Genomic DNA, 17,194 nt, shown 5'->3' on the forward strand with positions numbered 1-17,194 from the left:
GGCAAACGGAACCTGGCTCCGGTAACGATACGGAACGTCGTTCCGCTTTGCAAGCGCGACAGCGGAGGGAGCGGCGCGGTGAGCGACGGCAACAAGGGCGCGGGGCCCTCGGCCCGGTCCAAGCGGGCGGACGCCCGGCGCAATCAGGAGAACCTGCTCGACGCGGCCGCCTCGGTGTTCGTCACCTCGGGCGTGGAAGCGCCGGTGCGCGACATCGCGGCCGAGGCCGGTGTCGGCGTGGGCACGATCTACCGCCACTTCCCGACCCGGGCGGACCTGATCATCGCCGTCTACCGGCACCAGGTCGAGGCCTGCGCCGAGGCCGGTCCGGCCCTGCTGGCGAGCAGCGCGACACCGCATGCCGCACTGGGGCAGTGGATCAATCTCTTTGTCGACTTCCTGGTCACCAAGCACGGCCTCGCCGCCGTGCTGCGGTCCGACAACACGAGCTTCGACACGCTGCACTCGTACTTCATCGACCGCCTCCTGCCCGTGTGCACCCAACTGCTCGACGCGGCGGCCGACGCCGGGGAGATCCGGCCCGACCTGAAGGCGTACGAGCTCATGCGCGGCGTCGGGAACCTCTGCATCGGCGCCGAGCACGACCCGAGTTACGACGCTCGCCGGCTGGTCGCACTCCTCATCGCGGGGCTGCGCCAACCGCGGTGACCGCGACCGATTTCTGAGTACGTACCTGAGTATCCGGACGGATACGGAGCCGACCGCATCCGCCCATCCTTGTCCGCATGAGTGAGACACCGGTCAAGCAGCAGAGCACGGCCGCGTTCTACGGTCAGGCGATCGCCTCCTTCGCCGTCGCCATGGCCGCCACCGCCATCGGCATCTTCCGGCTGAGCGCCGACGCCTGGGTGCGCGGCTTCCTCGCCATCTCCGTGCTCTACCTGGTGACCTCGGCCTTCACCCTGGCCAAGGTGATCCGGGACCGGCAGGAGGCCGGGCAGATCGTCAGCCGGGTCGATCAGGCGCGGGTGGAGAAGCTGCTCGCGAACCACGACCCGTTCGAGAAGCTGTAGACCCGCCGCGCGCCGCCCGGCGCTACTCGTCGATGACGAGCCCCTTGGCCTCGAGCACCGCGGCCGGCCGGCTGACCTCGATCACGCTCTTCCCCGCCCGGTAGGCGGCGATATACGCGTCTTCCGCGTCGCCAGCACATCGCCGAAGGAGCCCGCCTCCGCGTACTGGCCGGCGGAGACCACGATGACATCGCCGGGGCGGGCGTGGGCGATAGCCACCTGGAGCACCGGGTGGTGACGCGCAGCATGTGGCTCCTTCAGGTGTTCAGGAAAGGTCCGCACCGGCGCGGGCGATGCCCTCGCAGGCCGCGGTGAGGATGTCGTGGGAGGTGGCGAAGGCGATCCGGAAGTACCGCGGTGCGCCGTACGCGGCACCGTGGATCACCGCCACCCGCCGTGACTCCAGCAGATGGGCGGCGAACTCCTCGTCGGGGCGGATCTCGTCGCCGGACGGGGTGCGCCCGCCGATGACCCCGGCGCAGTTGACGAAGGCGTAGAAGCCACCGCTGGGCGGGGTGCAGGAGAGACCGGGGGTGTCATTGATCCGTTTGACCGCCTCGTCGCGGCGCCCGCGGTAGACGGACACGCAGTCGCGGACGAAGCTCTGGTCGCCGGTGAGCGCGGCGGTGGCGGCGGCCTGGCCGATGGACGAGGGGCACGAGGAGATCTGGGACTGCAGGGTGTTGATGGCGCCGACGAGTTCGGCGTTGCCCGCGCCGTATCCGATCCGCCAGCCGGTCATCGCATAGGTCTTGGAGACGCCGTTGGTGAGGAACACCCGGTCGGTCAGGCGCGGTTCGACACCCGCCACGCTGGGGACGCGGCCCGGCTCGTACCAGATCTCGTCGTAGATCTCGTCGGTGAGCACCTGGACGTGGGGGTGGTCGAGCAGCACCTCGGCGAGCGCACCCAGCTCCCCGGCGGTGCAGGCCGCGCCCGTCGGGTTGCTCCTGGAGGTACGGCGGATCGTCGAGCCGGCCATCCAGGTCAAGCTCTCCCTCTGCGCCTCCGGCCATCAGCCGCTGCCGGAGCCCGCCCATGCCGTGCACGACCTGTTCCACGAGCTGATCACCGACTTCGGCCAGCCCGTCGCGCGTTCACCCACCCGGGGGCGGTCCGCTGGTGCCCCGTACCGTCAGCTTGGGATCCAGTACCGCCTCCCTCGGCTCCGACACCGCGTTCTCCAGCCGCTCCACGGCGAACCGCACCGCGTACTCGGCCATGAGCACCGCGTCCTGGCGGACGGTGGTCAGGCCGATCGGCATCAGATGGGAGAGGTGGCTGTCGTCATAGCCCACGACCGACAGATCGCGCGGAACCTCGACACCCGCCCGCGCCAGGGTCATCAACAGCCCCATCGCACAACGGTCGTTGCCCGCGAGGACCGCCGTCGGCAGGGGCCGGCCGTGGTCGCGCTCGGCCAGCAGCAGCCGCCCCGCGTCGATGCCCGACTGCTCGGTGTGCTCGCCCGGGATCACCCGTAGCTCCCGCTCCAGGCCGTGGCGGCGCATCGCGGTCCGGTAGGCGCGGCGGCGCTCGGCCGAGCCCGGTCCGCGGCCGCCGTCGATGTGCACGATCCCGCGGTGGCCCAGTTCGACGAGGTGCTCCATGGCCTGCCGTACGCCCTTGCCCTCGGCCGTGTGCACGCTGTCGACGCGGGCGTGGGGCACTCGGCGGCCGACGGAGACGGCGACCGTGCGGTGTCCCAGGGCGTCGAGGTCGGCGGGCTGTGCGTCGGGGCCGAGCAGGATCACCGCCTCGCAGCGGTGGCCGAGGAGCGCCTCGACGGCCCTGGCCTCGCCACGCCCCCGAGTGGTCGCGGAGAGCAGGACGTCATAGCCGAGCCGCTCGGCCTCGGGGTAGATGCCCTCGACGAGGTCGGCCTGGAAGGGCTGGTGCACGGTGAACATCACGCCGAGGGTGCGGCTGCGGCCGCGGGCCAGCAGCCGGGCCGCGCTGTCGGGCCGGTATCCGATCTCGTCGGCGACGCGCAGCACCCGGTCGCGGGTCCGCGGGCTCGCCCCCGGCTGATCGCGGAAGACGATCGAGACCAGTGCCCGGGACACGCCCGCCTGCTCGGCGACGTCCGCCATGGTGGGCCGCTGCTTGCCCGATGTTTCCACCTGTGACCACCCTCCGACGCAGCCCAACCTTACGGGCAGTCGTGAAATCCTCCGGCAACAAGCTATTGACATGACATTCGGACAGCGGCCATCGTACTCGCCTGGAGCGCGCTACTAGAGCGCGCTAGTCGACCCCGTTCCCCTCGATCCGCGACCCCGTCCTCGTCCCCCTCCACCGAAGGACACGCCATGGCAACGGCGCCATCCCCCCTCCGCACCACCGCGGGCAACCTGTGCCTGGGTTCCGCCCCCGACTCCTGGGGGGTCTGGTTCCCCGAGGACGAGCACCAGGTGGCGTACACCCGATTCCTCGACGAGCTGGCAGCGGCCGGCTACCAGTGGCTGGAGCTCGGTCCGTACGGCTATCTGCCCACCGACCCGCCGCGGCTGAAGGCCGAGCTCGACGCGCGCGGTCTGCGGGTCTCCGGCGGCACCGCGTTCGGGGCGCTGCACCGCCCCGGCGCCTGGGACGAGACGCTCGCCCATGTGCGTGACGTGGCCGAGCTGACCGCCGCCGCGGGGGCTCACCACCTGGTCCTGATCCCGCCCATGTTCCGGGACGAGAAGACCGGCGACTACACCGAGCCGCCCGAGCTGACCGCCGAGCAGTGGGCGGGCTTCGGCCGGTCCGCCGACCGGCTGGGCAAGCTCCTGCTGGACGAGTACGGCATACGTCTGGTCATCCACCCGCACGCCGACAGCCACATCCAGACCCAGCCGGAGATCGAGCGACTGCTCAACGAGTCCGACAGCCGTTACACCAACCTCTGTCTGGACACCGGACACGTGGCGTACGGCGGCGGTGACAACCTCGATCTGATCCGCCGCTTCGGCGAGCGTGTCGGCTACGTCCACATCAAACAGATGGATCCCACCGTGCTCGCCCAGGTGGCCGCCGAGAACCTCTCCTTCGGCGAGGCCGTCAAGCGCGGCGTATGTGTCTCCCCACCCGCCGGTGTGCCGAACCCGGCCGATGTGGTGGCCGAACTCACCGCTCTCGACGCCGAGTTGTTCGTCATCGTCGAGCAGGATCTGTATCCGTGCGCGCCCGATGTGCCGTTGCCCATCGCCGTCAGCACCCGTGAGCACCTGGCCGGCTGCGGCCTCACCGGAACCCGACGCCCGACCCTCGACCGGTAGGAGGCGGCCATGGACGTCAGGAACGACGCGGCACAGGTCCCCGCCCCGGCCACCGCCATCACCGACCCCGCCCCGCCGGGGGTCTCCCGGCGGCTGCGCATCATCACCGTCGTCGCCACCTTCGGCGGTCTGCTCTTCGGCTACGACACCGGCGTCATCAACGGCGCGCTGCCGTACATGACCGACGACCTGGGCCTCACCGCGGTCACCGAGGGCATGGTCACCAGCTCGCTGCTCCTCGGTGCCGCGCTCGGCGCGATCACCGGCGGACGGCTGTCGGACGCGCGCGGACGGCGGCGCACCGTCCTCACCCTGGCCGTGCTGTTCTTCATCGGCGCGCTCGGCTGCACCCTGGCCCCGACCACCGCGGTCATGATCGTGGCGCGGTTCGTCCTCGGTCTCGCGGTCGGCGGGGCGTCGGTGACCGTGCCGGTCTACCTCGCGGAGATCTCACCCGCCGAGCGGCGTGGTGCCCTGGTCACCCGCAATGAGCTGATGATCGTGAGCGGTCAGCTGCTGGCCTTCACCTCCAACGCGATCATCGCCCAGGTGGGCGGCGAGTCGGGCGGCATCTGGCGCTGGATGCTGGTCCTGGCCACGCTTCCGGCCGTCGTGCTGTGGTTCGGCATGCTGGTGATGCCGGAGAGCCCGCGCTGGCTGGCCTCCCAGAGCCGGTTCGCCGACGCGCTCGATGTGCTCGAGCAGGTCCGCTCCCGGCAGCGGGCCGAGGCCGAGCTGAGCGAGGTGTCCGCGCTCGCCATCAGGGAGGAGCGGGAGAAGCTCGGTGGCTGGCAGGACATGAAGGCCACCCCATGGGTGCGCAAGCTGATGTTCGTCGGCTTCGGCATCGCGATCGTGCAGCAGATCACCGGCGTCAACACGATCATGTACTACGGCACCCAGATCCTCACCGACGCCGGGTTCGCCTCGGACAGCGCGCTGACGGCGAACATCGCCAACGGCGTGATCTCGGTGCTGGCCACCTTCGTGGGCATCTGGCTGCTGGGCCGCGTCAACCGCCGCCCGATGCTGATGACCGGGCAACTCGGCACCACCACCGCCCTGTTGCTGATCGGGCTGGTCTTCCCGTCCCTGGTCTCCGGGATCGGGATCTCCAACACCTTCTTCCTCTTCGTGGTGGCGAGCCTGCTCTCGCTCACCTTCGTCAAGCTCCATGTCCCCGAGACCAAGGGCCGCACGCTCGAAGTGCTCGAAGCCGAACTCCGGACGCGCTACTCCTGACCCCGCTCTCCAAGGAATCCACCATGACCGTACATATAGGTGTGATCGGCGCCGGAATGATCGGCCAGGACCACATCCGGCGGCTCACCGAGGTCATCACCGGTGCCGCGGTCACCGCCGTGACCGATATCGACCAGGCCCGCGCCGCCGAGGCGGCCTCCCGTATCGGTGCCGCCGCGCTGCCCACCGGCAGCGACCTGGTCCGCTCCCCGACGTGGACGCCGTCCTCGTCACCTCCTGGGGCCCCACCCACGCGGAGCACGTTCTCGGCGCCATCGCGGTGGGCAAGCCGGTGTTCTGCGAGAAGCCACTCGCCACCACCGCCGAGGACTGTCTGCGCATCGTACGCCGCCACCGTCATCACCGATGCCGCCGTCCAGTCCCTGGAGTCGGGCGGCCAGATCATCACCGTCGACATGAAGCCCCGACCCGCCTTCTACGGAGCCACCTCGTGAAGATCGCACTCGACCCCTATATGCTCCGCGCGCTGCCGCTCGACGAGATGGTGCGCACGGTCGCCGAACTCGGCTACGAATACATCGAGTTGTCCCCGCGCGACGACTTCATGCCGTTCTTCCGCCACCCGCGGGCGGACGACGAGCGCGTCGCGGAGCTGAAGCGGGCCCTGCGCGCACACGGTGTCCAGCTCTCCTCCGTACTGCCGCTGTACAAGTGGTCCTCGCCCGACGAGACCGAGCGGCAGACCGCCGTCCGCTACTGGAAGCGGATGATCGAGATCACCGCCGACCTCGGCTGCCCGCTGATGAACTCGGAGTTCAACGGCCGCCCCGAGCGCGCCGCCGAGAGCGAGGCCGCCTTCTGGCGCTCGCTCGAGGAGCTGCTGCCGGTCTTCGAACGCGAGGGCATCGCGCTCAACCTCGAGGCCCACCCGGACGACTTCTGCGAGGAGAACACCCCCGCGGTCGACCTGGTCCGCGCCATCAACAAGCCGTGGGTGAACTACCTCTACTGCGCTCCGCACACCTTCCACCTCTCGGGTGCGGAGCCGGCGGCGGACATCGCGGCGATGATGGCTTACGCGGGCGACAAGCTCCAGCATGTGCACATCGCGGACTCCTTCAACCACAAGGGTTCGTCCGGGCTGCGCTACATCCTCAACCCGCCCGGCACCCCCGCCCGCATCCATCAGCACCTGGACATCGGCCAGGGCGAGGTCGACTGGGACACCTTCTTCGGCACCCTCCGCGAGCTGAACTTCGACGGTGTCGCCACGTCCTGCGTCTTCGCCTGGGAGGAGCGGGCCCGGGAGTCCTCCGCCTTCATGCTGAACCGCATCCGCAAGGAGCTCGCCGCGTGAGACACGGCGGCCGGGCCCGGGTGGACCGCCACCCGGGCCCGGCCGCCACCGGTCTGGAGCAGGCGGGCGGGTCAGTCGCGCAGCGCCCGCAGATGGGCGCTGCGGACGTCGGCGGTCTGGCCCTGCACCACCAGGAACAGGCCCTCGCGGGCCAGCCGCTGGGCGGGGCTGCCGAGGCCGAAGGCCCGGCCGCCGCCCGCCACGATCGCCGCGGTGGTGGCGCGCAGCACGTCATAGGCCCGGGTCTTCACCGCGAGCCGGTCCGCCAGGCGCTCGCCCGGCGGTACCTCGTCCACCAGCGCGTACGCCTCCCGGCGCACCGCGCGCAGCCGTTCGCCCAGCACCTGCGCCGTCTCCTTCGCCTCCGCGTCCCCGGCGGCCTCCAGCAGATCCAGGGCGGCGCCGGCCACGCCGAACACGGCCGGGTTGGGGTTGGTGTTCTTCGGCCGGTCCGCGACCGCCCACTCCTCGTAGGGGCCGCGCCAGACCACCGCGTCCTCGGGCACCACCAGGCCGTCCAGCTCCAGGCCGACCGTGCGGGTGCCGGTCAGCGCGGCGAGTTCGAGCCGCGGTGTGGGCCGCAGACCGGGCTGCTCACGGGCGTCCGCGAAGGCGAACAGCGCCTCGCCGTCGTCGGTGACCCCGGCGAGCAGCATCACCTCGTTCAGGCCCCAGCCGGTGTACCACGGCACCCGGCCGTCGAAGCGCCTGCCGCCCGGGACCCGGGTGACCCGCACCGGTGTGCGCGGGAAGGCCCGCAAATGGGAGAAGGCGACACCGGACAGCAGCGTGCCGTCGCACAGCGGGCGCAGCAGCCACTCGCGCGCCGGGGAGCCGGACGCGGCGAGCATCCTGACCGGGCTGTGGTGCTGGGTCTGGACGAAGTAGGTGGAGCAGCACGCCCCGGCGAGGATTTCGGCGATCTCGCGGGCCACCGCGTCCGGTGCCTGCGCCCCGCCGTACGCCGCCGGCCCGCTCACCCCGAGCACTCCGGACCTCTTGACCTCGGCGATCGCGGCCGGGGAGACGCCCTCGCGGTCGGCGGCCTCGGCGCCGGGCGCCAGCACCTCATGGGCGAGGCGCCGGGCCACCTCGATCAGTGTGGGGGCCGGGGCGGTCATGACCGCTCCTGGGCGCCGGGGGACGCCAGACCGGCCAGCAGCAGGCGCATGCCGCGGTGGAAGTGGGAGTCCCAGTCGTCCTCCTCCAGGAGCGGGAAGTGTCCGGCGAGGGTGGGGTATTCGTCGATGTGGGCGCGGATGTGGGCGTCCACGGCCGAGCGGGTCGCCGCCTCGTCGGAGCGCTGCCGCCACACCGCTTCGGAGGAGGCGGAGCCGATCACATAGTGGGTGATGGTGGCCGCGGCGGAGGACAGATGGACCCCTTCGAAGCCGCCGGTGGTGAGCGCGGTGTAGGCGAACTCCGAGCGGCGCAGCGCGTTGGGCCCCATGAGGGGGCGGGAGTTGGCCAGGGGCGCGGCCCATGGGTGGCGCAGCAGGACCGAGCGCAGGCCGGTCATGAACGCCTCGATGTCCTCCTGCCATGAGGCGCTGTGCCGCTCGGGGAGGTCGAGTTCGGCGAAGACCGCGTCGAGAGCCAGGTCCAGGACGTCGTCCTTGGTGGCCACATGCCAGTAGAGGCTGGTCGCGTGGGCGCCGAGCCGCTCGGCCAGCCGGCGCATGCTCAGTTTCTGCACACCGTCGCGGTCCAGCAGCTCGACGGCGGTGGCGGTGATTCGCTCATGTGACAGCTGAGGCCGTGGGCGGGGGGTCTTCCCGGGCCGGAACCACACCGCTCCCGGCGCGTTGTCCAGCACCTTCTTCCCCTGCTCCGCGTGCGTTCCCTTGTTCCCGTCCGGCTTCGCGCTCACGAGTCCGCAGCCTACCCCGTTGCCGTCACCGCTCGATCGCTCCTACAGTACTCGGAGAATCCAACAGTGTAGGAGAACGGAGAGTCATGAGCGACGAGGAAGGCCATCCGCGCCGGTGGGCGATCCTGGTGGCCCTGTGTGCCGCCCTGCTCGTGATCGTCATCGACAACACCGTCCTGCATGTCGCGGTGCCCGCCGTCGGCGAAGCCTTCGATGCCTCGACGGACCAGCTCCAGGCGGTGATCGACGCCTATGTCGTGGTCTTCGCCGGGCTCCTCCTCACCGCCGGGGTGCTCTCCGACCGCTACGGCAGGCGGCGCACCCTCGTCGTGGGGCTGCTGGTCTTCGGGGCGGCGTCGGCGCTGGCCGCGGCGGCCCCGTCGGTGTGGTGGCTGATCGCGGCGCGGGCGTTCATGGGGGTGGGTGCGGCGCTGGTGATGCCCGCGACGCTCGCGGTGCTCGTCGTGGTCTTCCCCGACCGGGAGCGCCCGCGGGCCTTCGCGGTGTGGAGCGCGGTCGCCTCCGTCGGCATGGCGGCGGGACCCCTGCTCGGGGGCGCCCTGGTGGACGCGTGGAGCTGGGCGGGGGTCTTCCTGATCAACGTACCCGTGGTGGCGGTGGCCCTGTTCGGGGTCGTACGGCTGGTGCCCGAGAGCCGGGCGCCCGACGGCCGGGGGCTGGATCCGTACGGCGCCGTCCTGGTCACCGCGGGCGTGACCGGCCTGGTGTGGGCCCTGATCGAGGCCCCGGCGCACGGATACACCGCGCCCGCGGTGGTGGCCGGGGCGGCGGTGGCGGTGCCGGCGCTGGTCGGCTTCGGCGTACGGCAGAGCCGCTCCGCGACGCCGATGGTCGATCTGCGGCTCTACCGCGACCGGCGGTTCTCCGGGGCCGGTTTCGCGGTGGCGGTGATGACGATCGCCACGGGCAGCACCCTCTTCGTACTGAGCCAGTATCTGCAACTGGTGCTCGGCCACAGCGCGTTCGGGACCGGGCTCGCCGCGGTGCCACTCGCGGCCGGGGTCGTCGCGGGCTCGGCCGTGGGCGGCCGGGCCCCGGCCAGATTCGGGGCGCGGGCCTGCGTCGTCGCCGGATTCACCGTCACCGCGGCCGGATTCGCGGTGCTGGCCTCGCTCTCCGGGAGCGGCGGCTCCGCGGCGGTGTCCGTCGGGCTGGGGCTGGCGGGCCTCGGATCCGGTATCGCGGGGCCCTCGGCGACCAGCACGGTCCTGGGCGCGGTGCCGCCCGAGCGGGCCGGTATGGGCTCCGCGCTCAACGACACCCACCAGCAACTGGGCATCGCCCTGGGCGTGGCCGGGCTGGGCAGCCTGCTCGCCACCGTCTACCGGGGCAAGTTGCCGGACGGTCTGCCCGAGGACGCGAAGTCCTCGCTCGGCGCCACCCTGTCGTACGCCCGGGACCGCGCGGACGGCGCGGACGGCGGGGACGGCGGGGCACTGGCCGAGGCGGCCCGCTCGGCCTTCACCGACGCCCAGTCCGTCACGATGAGCGTCGGGGTGGCGGCCGCCCTGATCGGCGCGGCGGTGGCGCTGCTCGCCCTGCCGGGGCACACCACCCGGGCGGCACCCGAGCCCGTATCCGAGGAGATGGCACAGCCGGGATCACAGCGGGACACGCAGTGAGGACCGGCCCTTCCGCCAGCTGTCCAGGACCTCGTCGGCGAAGCGGTCCTCCAGGAACACGGTGGCATCGACGCCGAACGCCACGTCCGCGGCGAGCCCCGGTTCGCGCTTCAGCAGGCCGTCGATCACCCCGTGGCGTACGACCTGCTCGTGGACGGCGTCGGCCTCCACGTGCTCGGTGTAGAAGAACACCGCCGCCTCGCCCGCGCCCAGCCGTCGCAGCGCCTGGGCCAGCCGGTCGGAGGCGGGCGAGGAGGTGATCTCGACGGTGGCGAAGTGGCCCACCAGGGCGCCGCGCAGCGCCCTGTGCAGCCCCAGCAGCGACATCATGTTGACCACCGCCAGCATCCGCGCCGACGTGGCATCCAGATAGTGGTCGTACGTGGGGTCCAGATCCAGGTCGGCCATGAGATCGGCGAACAGCTCCGCATGCACCCGGTCCCCGTGCCCGGCCCCGAACTCGTCGTACTCCACGGCCGCCATCGCCGCCTTGGCCCGGCCCCGCAGCCGTGGCAGGACCCACACATGCGGGTCGGCCTCCTTGAGCTGGTAGAGCGACCGATGCGCGATGTACTCACGCATCTGCCACAGCTCGCCCTGGTCCCGGAGAAAGTGCGATACGCCCGTCCCCTCGGCGGGCTCCACCAGCAGCCCGGACACGGCGGCGGCCGGGTCGTCGTGCGTGGTGGCATCCGAGCGCAGCGCGTCCAGGAAGCGCCGCTCAAGCGCCTGCCGCATCCGGAGCAGCTCCGGATCCCACTCCCATGCGTCGTCCACACCGGAGAAGCCCTGGTAGTGGAGTTCGTAGCACATGTACAGCGCGAGCTGCAGATCGTCGCCGTACGGATCGGCCTCCCGGAGCGACCGGCCACCGGGCAGCGTCGGCCTGTTGGGCTCGCGTACGAGGGCACGGACGAGCGCGCCGGACACCTCTCCCCGCGCCGCGGGCAAGGGCGCCGGCCGGGTCGTCGTCGCGGGCCGTGTGTCGTTCACCGTTCCTTCCGCTCCGTCCGCCGCTGTCGTGGTGGGCCGTGGCCTCGCGGACCGGGTTCCCCTCCGGCTACGTCCTGGTCACCCCCACCTCGAGCTGACCCGTGCCGTACATCGGCCGGCACCCGAGCGTCAGCCGCATTGCACACGGCCCGACCCCAGCCGGTCGTCGAGGCCCGCCGAAGGCGAGGAGGTCGGTGCGGAACACCTCGTCCCCCAGGACCTCGACGACCTCCGGGTCGGCGGACGAGTGCCCCTCCGCCTGCGGAGGAAACCGCTGCTCAGCGCTCCTTGCGCGAGCGGTGGAAAAGCCACGCCGCGGGTACGAACCAGCAGCTCACAAACCAGAGCAGGGCCGCGGCCGCCAGCCAGAACGCGGTGGTGTCGGCCACGACGACACGCAGGATCAGCAGCAGCGCCGACGCCACCGTGCACAGCAACAGCACCAGCCCGGCCACGGTGAAGCGAGAGGCCCAGTCCACCGTTTCCGGCTTCACCCGGCGTCCGGTGACGATCCGGTGCAGGGAGACCGGTGCGATCAACGCGCCGGTGGCCGCCGCCCCCAGAAGTACGGTCACGACGTAGATGCCCCGGTCCACCTGGCCCAGCTCGTGGAAGCGCGGGGTGAAGGCGACCGTGAGCAGGAACGCGAACAGAATCTGCACGCCCGTCTGCGTCACCCTCACCTCCTGCAGCAACTCGGTCCACTTGCGGTCGGCCCGCTCCTCGCGGGTCTCCACACGGCCGGACCGAGCCGCACGGCCGCCGTTCCCCGGCCCTTCGTGGTCGTCGTGCGTCAACGTGACCTCCTTAGCGTCCACCCCCGGGTTCCCAGCCGCTGGGAAAGGCACATGCCACGAAGGAGGCCGCCGGTCGCCTTCGCCCCGGCCCGCCTCGGATCACCTCAGCACGGCGACCGCGAACGCGATGCAGAAGGTCACGAACAGCGCCACAAAGAGCCAAATGACGATCGTGGGGCCCTTCGACCAGCCCTTCGTGGGGTTGTACGTCTCGCGGGGTCCCGCCTCCGAGAGGCCGCCCTCGGCCGGTGGGGTCTCGCCCGGGGGCACGCCCACACTCGGCCGAAGTCCGGGAGGTCCGGGAGGTGCGGGCGGTGCGGGCGGTCCGGGCGGTCCGGGCGGTCCGGGCGGTCCGGGGGTGGTTGCATGACTTCCGGGAGGCCCGGGACTTCCGGTTGCCCCGGGAGGCCCGGCAGGCCCGGGAGTGCGGTCGGGATGCGGGTTCTGGTCCATGTCCGATGCGCTCCTTTCCGCCTGCGGCGCGCCGGCTCCCCCGGTCCGCCACCCCGTTCGAGGCGCCGTCCCCGGTGGACTCTTCCCACCATACGGCGGAAGAGAGACCGGGCACGGCCCGGCGTTCGCGGCACACCGTGAGCGTCACAGTCGCTCGGCGTTCGTGGCGGCGTCGGTGTGGAACACCAGGTGTCCGTCCGCGACCTCCACCCGGGCCCGGTCGCCGGACGCGATCTCGCCGTCCAGCAGCAGTCGCGACAGCCGGTTGTCCACCTCCCGCTGGATGGTGCGGCGCAGCGGCCGGGCACCGTACGCGGGTTCATGGCCGCGCCGCGCGATCCAGTCGACGGCCTCCGGGGCGAATGCGACGGTGACGCCCTGGGCGTGCAGCCGACGGCGGGTCTCCTCCAGCAGCAGATCGGTGATCTGGCGCAGATGCTCGTCCGTGAGCTGCCGGAAGACCACGATCTCGTCGATGCGGTTGAGGAACTCGGGCCGGAAGTGCTCGCGCAGCGGTCGCAGGACGCGCTCGCGCCTGGCCTGCTCGTCGGTCTCGGCGTCCGCGGTACCGAAGCCGAGGGCACCGCGGCCGCCGATGGCCTCGGAGCCGAGGTTGCTGGTCATCACGACGACCGTGTTGCGGAAGTCGACCGTACGGCCGTGGGCGTCGGTGAGCCGGCCGTCGTCGAGCACCTGGAGCAGTGTGTTGAACACGTCCGGATGCGCCTTCTCGATCTCGTCGAACAGGAGCAGCGCGTAGGGGCGGCGGCGCACCGCCTCGGTGAGCTGTCCGGCCTCCTCGTGGCCGACGTATCCGGGTGGCGCGCCGACCAGCCGGCTGACGGTGTGCCGCTCCTGGTACTCGCTCATGTCCAGGCGGACCATCAGGTCCTCGCTGCCGAACAGCGCCTCGGCCAGCGCCCGTGCCAGCTCGGTCTTGCCGACGCCGGTCGGGCCGAGGAAGAGGAAGCTGCCGATGGGGCGGCCGGGGTCGGCGAGACCGGCCCGGGAGCGCAGCACCGCCTCGGCGACGGCGCCCACGGCCTCGTCCTGCCCGATGACCCGCTCGCGCAGGTGTTCCTCCAGGCCGAGCAGGCGGGCCTTCTCCTCCTGGGTGAGGCTGCTGACCGGGATCCCGGTCTGGCGGGAGACCACCTCGGCGATGTTCTCGGCGGTGACCTCGAGGCTCTGCCCGTCGTCGGGCTCGGTGGGGCCGTCGGCCTCGATCCGGCGGTTCAACTCGCCGATGTGGTCGCGCAGTTCGGTGGCGCGCTCGTACTCCTCCGCCGCCACCGCCTGGTCCTTGTCCCGGGTCAGCCGCTCGACCTCGCGTTCCAGGGTGCGGGTGTCGGTGCCCTTGGTACGCGAGCGCAGCCGCACCCGGGCACCGGCCTGGTCCACCAGGTCGATGGCCTTGTCGGGCAGGAACCGGTCGGTGAGATAGCGGTCGGACAGCTCCACGGCGGCGAGCAGCGCCTCATCGGTGAAGCGGACCTGGTGATGGGCCTCGTAGCGGTCGCGCAGACCGCGCAGGATCTCCACCGCGTCGGCGGCGGAGGGCTCCGGGACCAGGACGGGCTGGAAGCGCCGGGCCAGCGCCGCGTCCTTCTCGATGTGGCGGCGGTACTCCTCCAGCGTGGTGGCGCCGATGACATGGAGTTCGCCCCGGGCCAGGGCGGGCTTGAGCATGTTGCCCGCGTCCATGGAACCGCCCTCGGCGCCGGTCGCGCCCGCGCCGACCACGGTGTGCAGCTCGTCGATGAAGACGATCAGCTCCTCGGAGTGGGTGCGGATCTCGTCGATGATGCCGCTCAGCCGCTCCTCGAAGTCACCGCGGTAGCGGGTGCCGGCGACGACCGCGGACATGTCCAGGGCGACCACCCGGCGGCCCAGCAGGATGTCGGGGACGTCTCCCTCGGCGACGCGCTGGGCGAGCCCTTCCACGATGGCGGTCTTGCCGACACCGGCGTCGCCGATCAGCACGGGGTTGTTCTTGCCCCGGCGGGACAGCACCTCGACGGTCTGCTCGATCTCCTGCTCGCGGCCGATGACCGGGTCGATCCGCCCCGCGTGGGCGAGGTCGGTCAGATCGCGGCTGAACTTGTCGAGGGTGGGCGTGTTCTGCTGCCGTCGGCCGGGCTGCTGCCCGGTCGCCATGCTCACCGGCGGGCGGCCCGGTGCGCTCTGCGGTCCGCCCTGGCCCGCGGCCGGGTCGAAGGGCAGGGAGTTGAGGATGCGCCCGGCCGTGGAGTCGTGGTTGGCGGCCAGCGCCCCGAGCATGTGCTCGGGGCCGATGTAGGAGGCGCCGCTCGCACGGGCCAGTTCGTGTGCGTCCAGCAGGGCGCGCTTGACCGCGGGGGTGATGGACAGCTGGGTGCGCCGCGGCCCCGCGCCGCTCATCCGGTCGATCTCCGCGGCCAGCGCGTCGGTGTCGGCGCCCGCCCCCGCCAGCAGCCCCCGGGTCGGCTCGGTGGCCAGCGCCGCACGCAGCAGATGCTTGGTGTCCAGATCGGCACTGCCGTGCTCGGCGGCGTAGGTGGCCGCGTCGGCGACGAGTTGCCGGGCGGGGTCGCTCATCAGGCGGCCGATGTCGATATGGCGGAGGCCGGGGCGCGGTCCGCCGCCGAGGAATCGCGCCATGAATTCCTCGAACGGGTCTGGACCGAAGTCCCCCGGACCCATGAAACCGCTGCTCATGGCCTTCCGTTCCGCGGTCCCGGCCAGGTGTCCGGACCGGGCCCGCTCTGTTGACAGGCTTGATCCTTTCCGGGCGCGGGTGCCCGAGAGGCGCCCGTATTACACCTGCGGTCGCCGGGGCGCGGACGACCACGACACATGAAGTCACCACTCGGCGACACACCGTCACCAACAGCTCGCGGTGCGACGTCCGCCGTCTTGCGAGAGCCTGGGGGCAGGGAGCGTGCCCGGCAGTCGCGCCGCACATCCGGGGTGACACCTGCACCTAGCGAGGAAGGCGGGCCGTGATGAGCGCTTCGGATACCCACGCCATGAGGCGGGGCCAGGGCGAGATGGCCCCGCCCTCGGCGATCAAGCTGAACATCAACGATCAGGTGCGGCAGCTCGAGGTGGATCCGCGGACCTCGCTGCTCGACGCGCTGCGTGAACATCTGCGCCTGAGCGGGACCAAGAAGGGGTGCGATCACGGGCAGTGCGGCGCCTGTACGGTGCTGATCAACGGCCGACGCGTCCTGTCCTGCCTGACCCTCGCCGTGATGCACGAGGACGACGAGATCATGACGATCGAGGGCCTGGGCGATCCCGACCATATGCACCCCATGCAACGGGCCTTCGTCGAGTGCGACGGCTTCCAATGTGGCTACTGCACCCCCGGCCAGATCTGTTCGGCCGTCGGCATGCTCGCCGAGGTGAAGGCGGGCTGGCCCAGCCATGTCACCACCGATGTGTCCTCGCCGCGGGTCGCGTTGACCGATGACGAGATCCGCGAGCGGATGAGCGGCAACATCTGCCGGTGCGCCGCCTATCCGAACATCGTCGCGGCCATCCGCGGCAGCGCGGAGGGAGGCGCCATATGAAGTCCTTCACCTATGAGCGGGCGACGGACACCCGGGCCGCCGTCGCCGCGGTGACCCGGCCGGGCGCGAAGTTCATCAGCGGCGGCACCAATCTGCTCGACCTGATGAAGCTCGACATCGAATACCCCAGCCATCTGGTGGACATCAGCCGGCTTCCGCTGCGGGACATCGAGGAGCTGCCGGACGGTGGACTGCGCATCGGCGCCCAGGCGCGCAACTCCGATGTGGCGGCCGACCGCCGCGTGCGCACCCGCTATCCGGTGCTGTCGGAGGCGCTGGTGTCGGGCGCCTCGGGCCAGCTGCGCAACAAGGCCTCCACCGGGGGAAATCTGGTGCAGCGCACGCGCTGTCCGTACTTCTACGACACGGCCGCGGACTGCAACAAGCGCGACCCCGGATCGGGTTGCGCGGCGATCGGCGGATTCAACCGGATCCACGCGATCCTCGGCGCGAGCGAGTCCTGCATCGCCACCCACCCCTCGGACATGGCCGTCGCGATGACCGCGCTCGACGCGGAGGTCGAGCTGCTGAGGGCCGATGGGTCGGCGCGCCGCGTCGCCATCACGGACTTCTACCGGCTGCCGGGCGACACCCCGCACATCGAGAACGTGCTGGGTGGCGACGAGATGATCACGGGCGTGCTCCTGCCCCCGCCCCTGCCGGGCCGGCAGATCTACCGCAAGGTGCGGGACCGGGCGTCGTACGAGTTCGCGCTGGTCTCGGTGGCGGCCGTCGTCTCGGTCGTCCAGGGAACGATCCGGGAGGCGCGGGTGGCGTTCGGCGGTGTGGCGCACAAGCCGTGGCGGTCCGTCGAGGCGGAGGACGCGCTGACCGACCGTCCGGCCAGGATGGACACCTATCGGGCCGCCGCAGAGGCGGCGCTGCGCGGCGCGGTCGGGCGGGGGGACAACGACTTCAAGATCGAGCTGGCCAAGCGCGCCCTGTGCCGCACGCTGGCGCAAGCGGCCGGGGCGAGCTGAGAGCCTGTGTCATATCCCCGGTCGGATCAGCGTGCGGCGTCAGGGGC

General features: G+C 71.6%; 16 protein-coding genes and 1 pseudogene. 9 read left to right on the forward strand and 8 right to left on the reverse strand.

Going from position 1 to position 17,194, the window contains the following annotated elements; genetic code table 11:
- Positions 1-78 precede the first annotated feature (78 nt).
- Entirely contained in the window at positions 79-669 is a 591-nt protein-coding gene (locus NP777_RS02715; protein WP_256648365.1) for a TetR/AcrR family transcriptional regulator, read from the forward strand.
- 77 nt (positions 670-746) lie between these two features.
- A complete protein-coding gene (locus tag NP777_RS02720) occupies positions 747-1,034 on the forward strand; it encodes a YiaA/YiaB family inner membrane protein (RefSeq protein ID WP_256648366.1) in 288 nt (95 codons plus the stop codon).
- Between the two features lie 265 nt (positions 1,035-1,299).
- On the opposite strand, the gene NP777_RS02725 is transcribed toward NP777_RS02720, so the two are convergent.
- On the reverse strand, positions 1,300-2,016 hold the full coding sequence (locus NP777_RS02725) for an aminotransferase class I/II-fold pyridoxal phosphate-dependent enzyme (RefSeq protein WP_256648367.1): 717 nt from the start codon (positions 2,014-2,016) through the stop codon (positions 1,300-1,302).
- A 115-nt stretch (positions 2,017-2,131) separates the two neighbouring features.
- Positions 2,132-3,127: a LacI family DNA-binding transcriptional regulator gene (locus NP777_RS02730; RefSeq protein WP_256648624.1), complete on the reverse strand. Its 996-nt coding sequence runs from the start codon at positions 3,125-3,127 to the stop codon at positions 2,132-2,134.
- Positions 3,128-3,346: 219 nt separating this feature from the next.
- Here NP777_RS02730 and NP777_RS02735 point away from each other — a divergent pair, with 219 nt between their 5' ends.
- The 4 genes and pseudogenes from NP777_RS02735 to NP777_RS02750 all read left to right on the forward strand — a co-directional run bounded on the left by NP777_RS02735 (position 3,347) and on the right by NP777_RS02750 (position 6,857).
- Positions 3,347-4,297 carry a TIM barrel protein gene (locus tag NP777_RS02735; protein ID WP_256648368.1) on the forward strand — a complete coding sequence of 317 codons (951 nt, stop codon included), beginning with the start codon at positions 3,347-3,349 and terminating at the stop codon, positions 4,295-4,297.
- Positions 4,298-4,306: 9 nt separating this feature from the next.
- Entirely contained in the window at positions 4,307-5,539 is a 1,233-nt protein-coding gene (locus NP777_RS02740; protein ID WP_256648369.1) for a sugar porter family MFS transporter, read from the forward strand.
- Between the two features lie 23 nt (positions 5,540-5,562).
- A pseudogene (locus NP777_RS02745) lies at positions 5,563-5,903 on the forward strand (Gfo/Idh/MocA family protein); the annotation flags it as partial.
- Positions 5,904-5,990: 87 nt separating this feature from the next.
- Positions 5,991-6,857 (forward strand): sugar phosphate isomerase/epimerase family protein, encoded by an 867-nt coding sequence (locus NP777_RS02750; RefSeq protein WP_256648625.1) that lies wholly within the window; start codon positions 5,991-5,993, stop codon positions 6,855-6,857.
- Positions 6,858-6,928: 71 nt separating this feature from the next.
- On the opposite strand, the gene NP777_RS02755 is transcribed toward NP777_RS02750, so the two are convergent.
- Positions 6,929-7,978 (reverse strand): acyl-CoA dehydrogenase family protein, encoded by a 1,050-nt coding sequence (locus tag NP777_RS02755; protein ID WP_256648370.1) that lies wholly within the window; start codon positions 7,976-7,978, stop codon positions 6,929-6,931.
- Positions 7,975-8,727 (reverse strand): TetR/AcrR family transcriptional regulator, encoded by a 753-nt coding sequence (locus tag NP777_RS02760; RefSeq protein ID WP_256648371.1) that lies wholly within the window; start codon positions 8,725-8,727, stop codon positions 7,975-7,977. The genes NP777_RS02755 and NP777_RS02760 overlap by 4 nt, the downstream gene beginning before the upstream one ends.
- Positions 8,728-8,813: 86 nt before the next feature.
- Between NP777_RS02760 and NP777_RS02765 the strand changes: the two genes are divergently transcribed.
- Positions 8,814-10,370 carry an MFS transporter gene (locus tag NP777_RS02765; RefSeq protein ID WP_256648372.1) on the forward strand — a complete coding sequence of 519 codons (1,557 nt, stop codon included), beginning with the start codon at positions 8,814-8,816 and terminating at the stop codon, positions 10,368-10,370.
- On the opposite strand, the gene NP777_RS02770 is transcribed toward NP777_RS02765, so the two are convergent.
- The 4 genes from NP777_RS02770 to NP777_RS02785 all read right to left on the reverse strand — a co-directional run bounded on the left by NP777_RS02770 (position 10,350) and on the right by NP777_RS02785 (position 15,310).
- Positions 10,350-11,363: an iron-containing redox enzyme family protein gene (locus NP777_RS02770; RefSeq protein WP_256648373.1), complete on the reverse strand. Its 1,014-nt coding sequence runs from the start codon at positions 11,361-11,363 to the stop codon at positions 10,350-10,352. The genes NP777_RS02765 and NP777_RS02770 overlap by 21 nt on opposite strands.
- Positions 11,364-11,641: 278 nt before the next feature.
- The gene (locus NP777_RS02775) at positions 11,642-12,160 is read right to left on the reverse strand and encodes a DUF6328 family protein (RefSeq protein WP_256648374.1); all 519 of its coding nucleotides are present in this window, start codon (positions 12,158-12,160) and stop codon (positions 11,642-11,644) included.
- Between the two features lie 99 nt (positions 12,161-12,259).
- Positions 12,260-12,613, reverse strand: a complete 354-nt coding sequence (locus NP777_RS47590; protein ID WP_305889226.1) for a DUF6480 family protein — start codon at positions 12,611-12,613, stop codon at positions 12,260-12,262.
- 144 nt (positions 12,614-12,757) lie between these two features.
- The gene (locus NP777_RS02785; protein ID WP_256648376.1) at positions 12,758-15,310 is read right to left on the reverse strand and encodes an ATP-dependent Clp protease ATP-binding subunit; all 2,553 of its coding nucleotides are present in this window, start codon (positions 15,308-15,310) and stop codon (positions 12,758-12,760) included.
- Positions 15,311-15,597: 287 nt separating this feature from the next.
- Here NP777_RS02785 and NP777_RS02790 point away from each other — a divergent pair, with 287 nt between their 5' ends.
- Together NP777_RS02790 and NP777_RS02795 are read left to right on the forward strand one after the other, a co-directional pair.
- On the forward strand, positions 15,598-16,167 hold the full coding sequence (locus tag NP777_RS02790) for a 2Fe-2S iron-sulfur cluster-binding protein (protein WP_256648377.1): 570 nt from the start codon (positions 15,598-15,600) through the stop codon (positions 16,165-16,167).
- Entirely contained in the window at positions 16,164-17,147 is a 984-nt protein-coding gene (locus NP777_RS02795) for an FAD binding domain-containing protein (RefSeq protein ID WP_256648378.1), read from the forward strand. Before NP777_RS02790 ends, NP777_RS02795 begins: the two co-directional genes overlap by 4 nt.
- The last annotated feature ends 47 nt before the right edge of the window (positions 17,148-17,194 follow it).

Source organism: Streptomyces rugosispiralis, from assembly GCF_024505145.1.
Classification (GTDB): domain Bacteria; phylum Actinomycetota; class Actinomycetes; order Streptomycetales; family Streptomycetaceae; genus Streptomyces; species Streptomyces rugosispiralis.

Bases quoted from the DNA above. Each gene is read 5' to 3' on its own strand.
- NP777_RS02720 (WP_256648366.1), top strand. From the start codon at position 747: ATGAGTGAGACACCGGTCAAGCAGCAGAGCACGGCCGCGTTCTACGGT.
- NP777_RS02725 (WP_256648367.1), bottom strand. From the start codon at position 2,016: ATGGCCGGCTCGACGATCCGCCGTACCTCCAGGAGCAACCCGACGGGC.
- NP777_RS02730 (WP_256648624.1), bottom strand. From the start codon at position 3,127: ATGGCGGACGTCGCCGAGCAGGCGGGCGTGTCCCGGGCACTGGTCTCG.
- NP777_RS02735 (WP_256648368.1), top strand. From the start codon at position 3,347: ATGGCAACGGCGCCATCCCCCCTCCGCACCACCGCGGGCAACCTGTGC.
- NP777_RS02740 (WP_256648369.1), top strand. From the start codon at position 4,307: ATGGACGTCAGGAACGACGCGGCACAGGTCCCCGCCCCGGCCACCGCC.
- NP777_RS02755 (WP_256648370.1), bottom strand. From the start codon at position 7,978: ATGACCGCCCCGGCCCCCACACTGATCGAGGTGGCCCGGCGCCTCGCC.
- NP777_RS02765 (WP_256648372.1), top strand. From the start codon at position 8,814: ATGAGCGACGAGGAAGGCCATCCGCGCCGGTGGGCGATCCTGGTGGCC.
- NP777_RS47590 (WP_305889226.1), bottom strand. From the start codon at position 12,613: ATGGACCAGAACCCGCATCCCGACCGCACTCCCGGGCCTGCCGGGCCT.
- NP777_RS02785 (WP_256648376.1), bottom strand. From the start codon at position 15,310: ATGAGCAGCGGTTTCATGGGTCCGGGGGACTTCGGTCCAGACCCGTTC.
- NP777_RS02790 (WP_256648377.1), top strand. From the start codon at position 15,598: ATGAGCGCTTCGGATACCCACGCCATGAGGCGGGGCCAGGGCGAGATG.
- NP777_RS02795 (WP_256648378.1), top strand. From the start codon at position 16,164: ATGAAGTCCTTCACCTATGAGCGGGCGACGGACACCCGGGCCGCCGTC.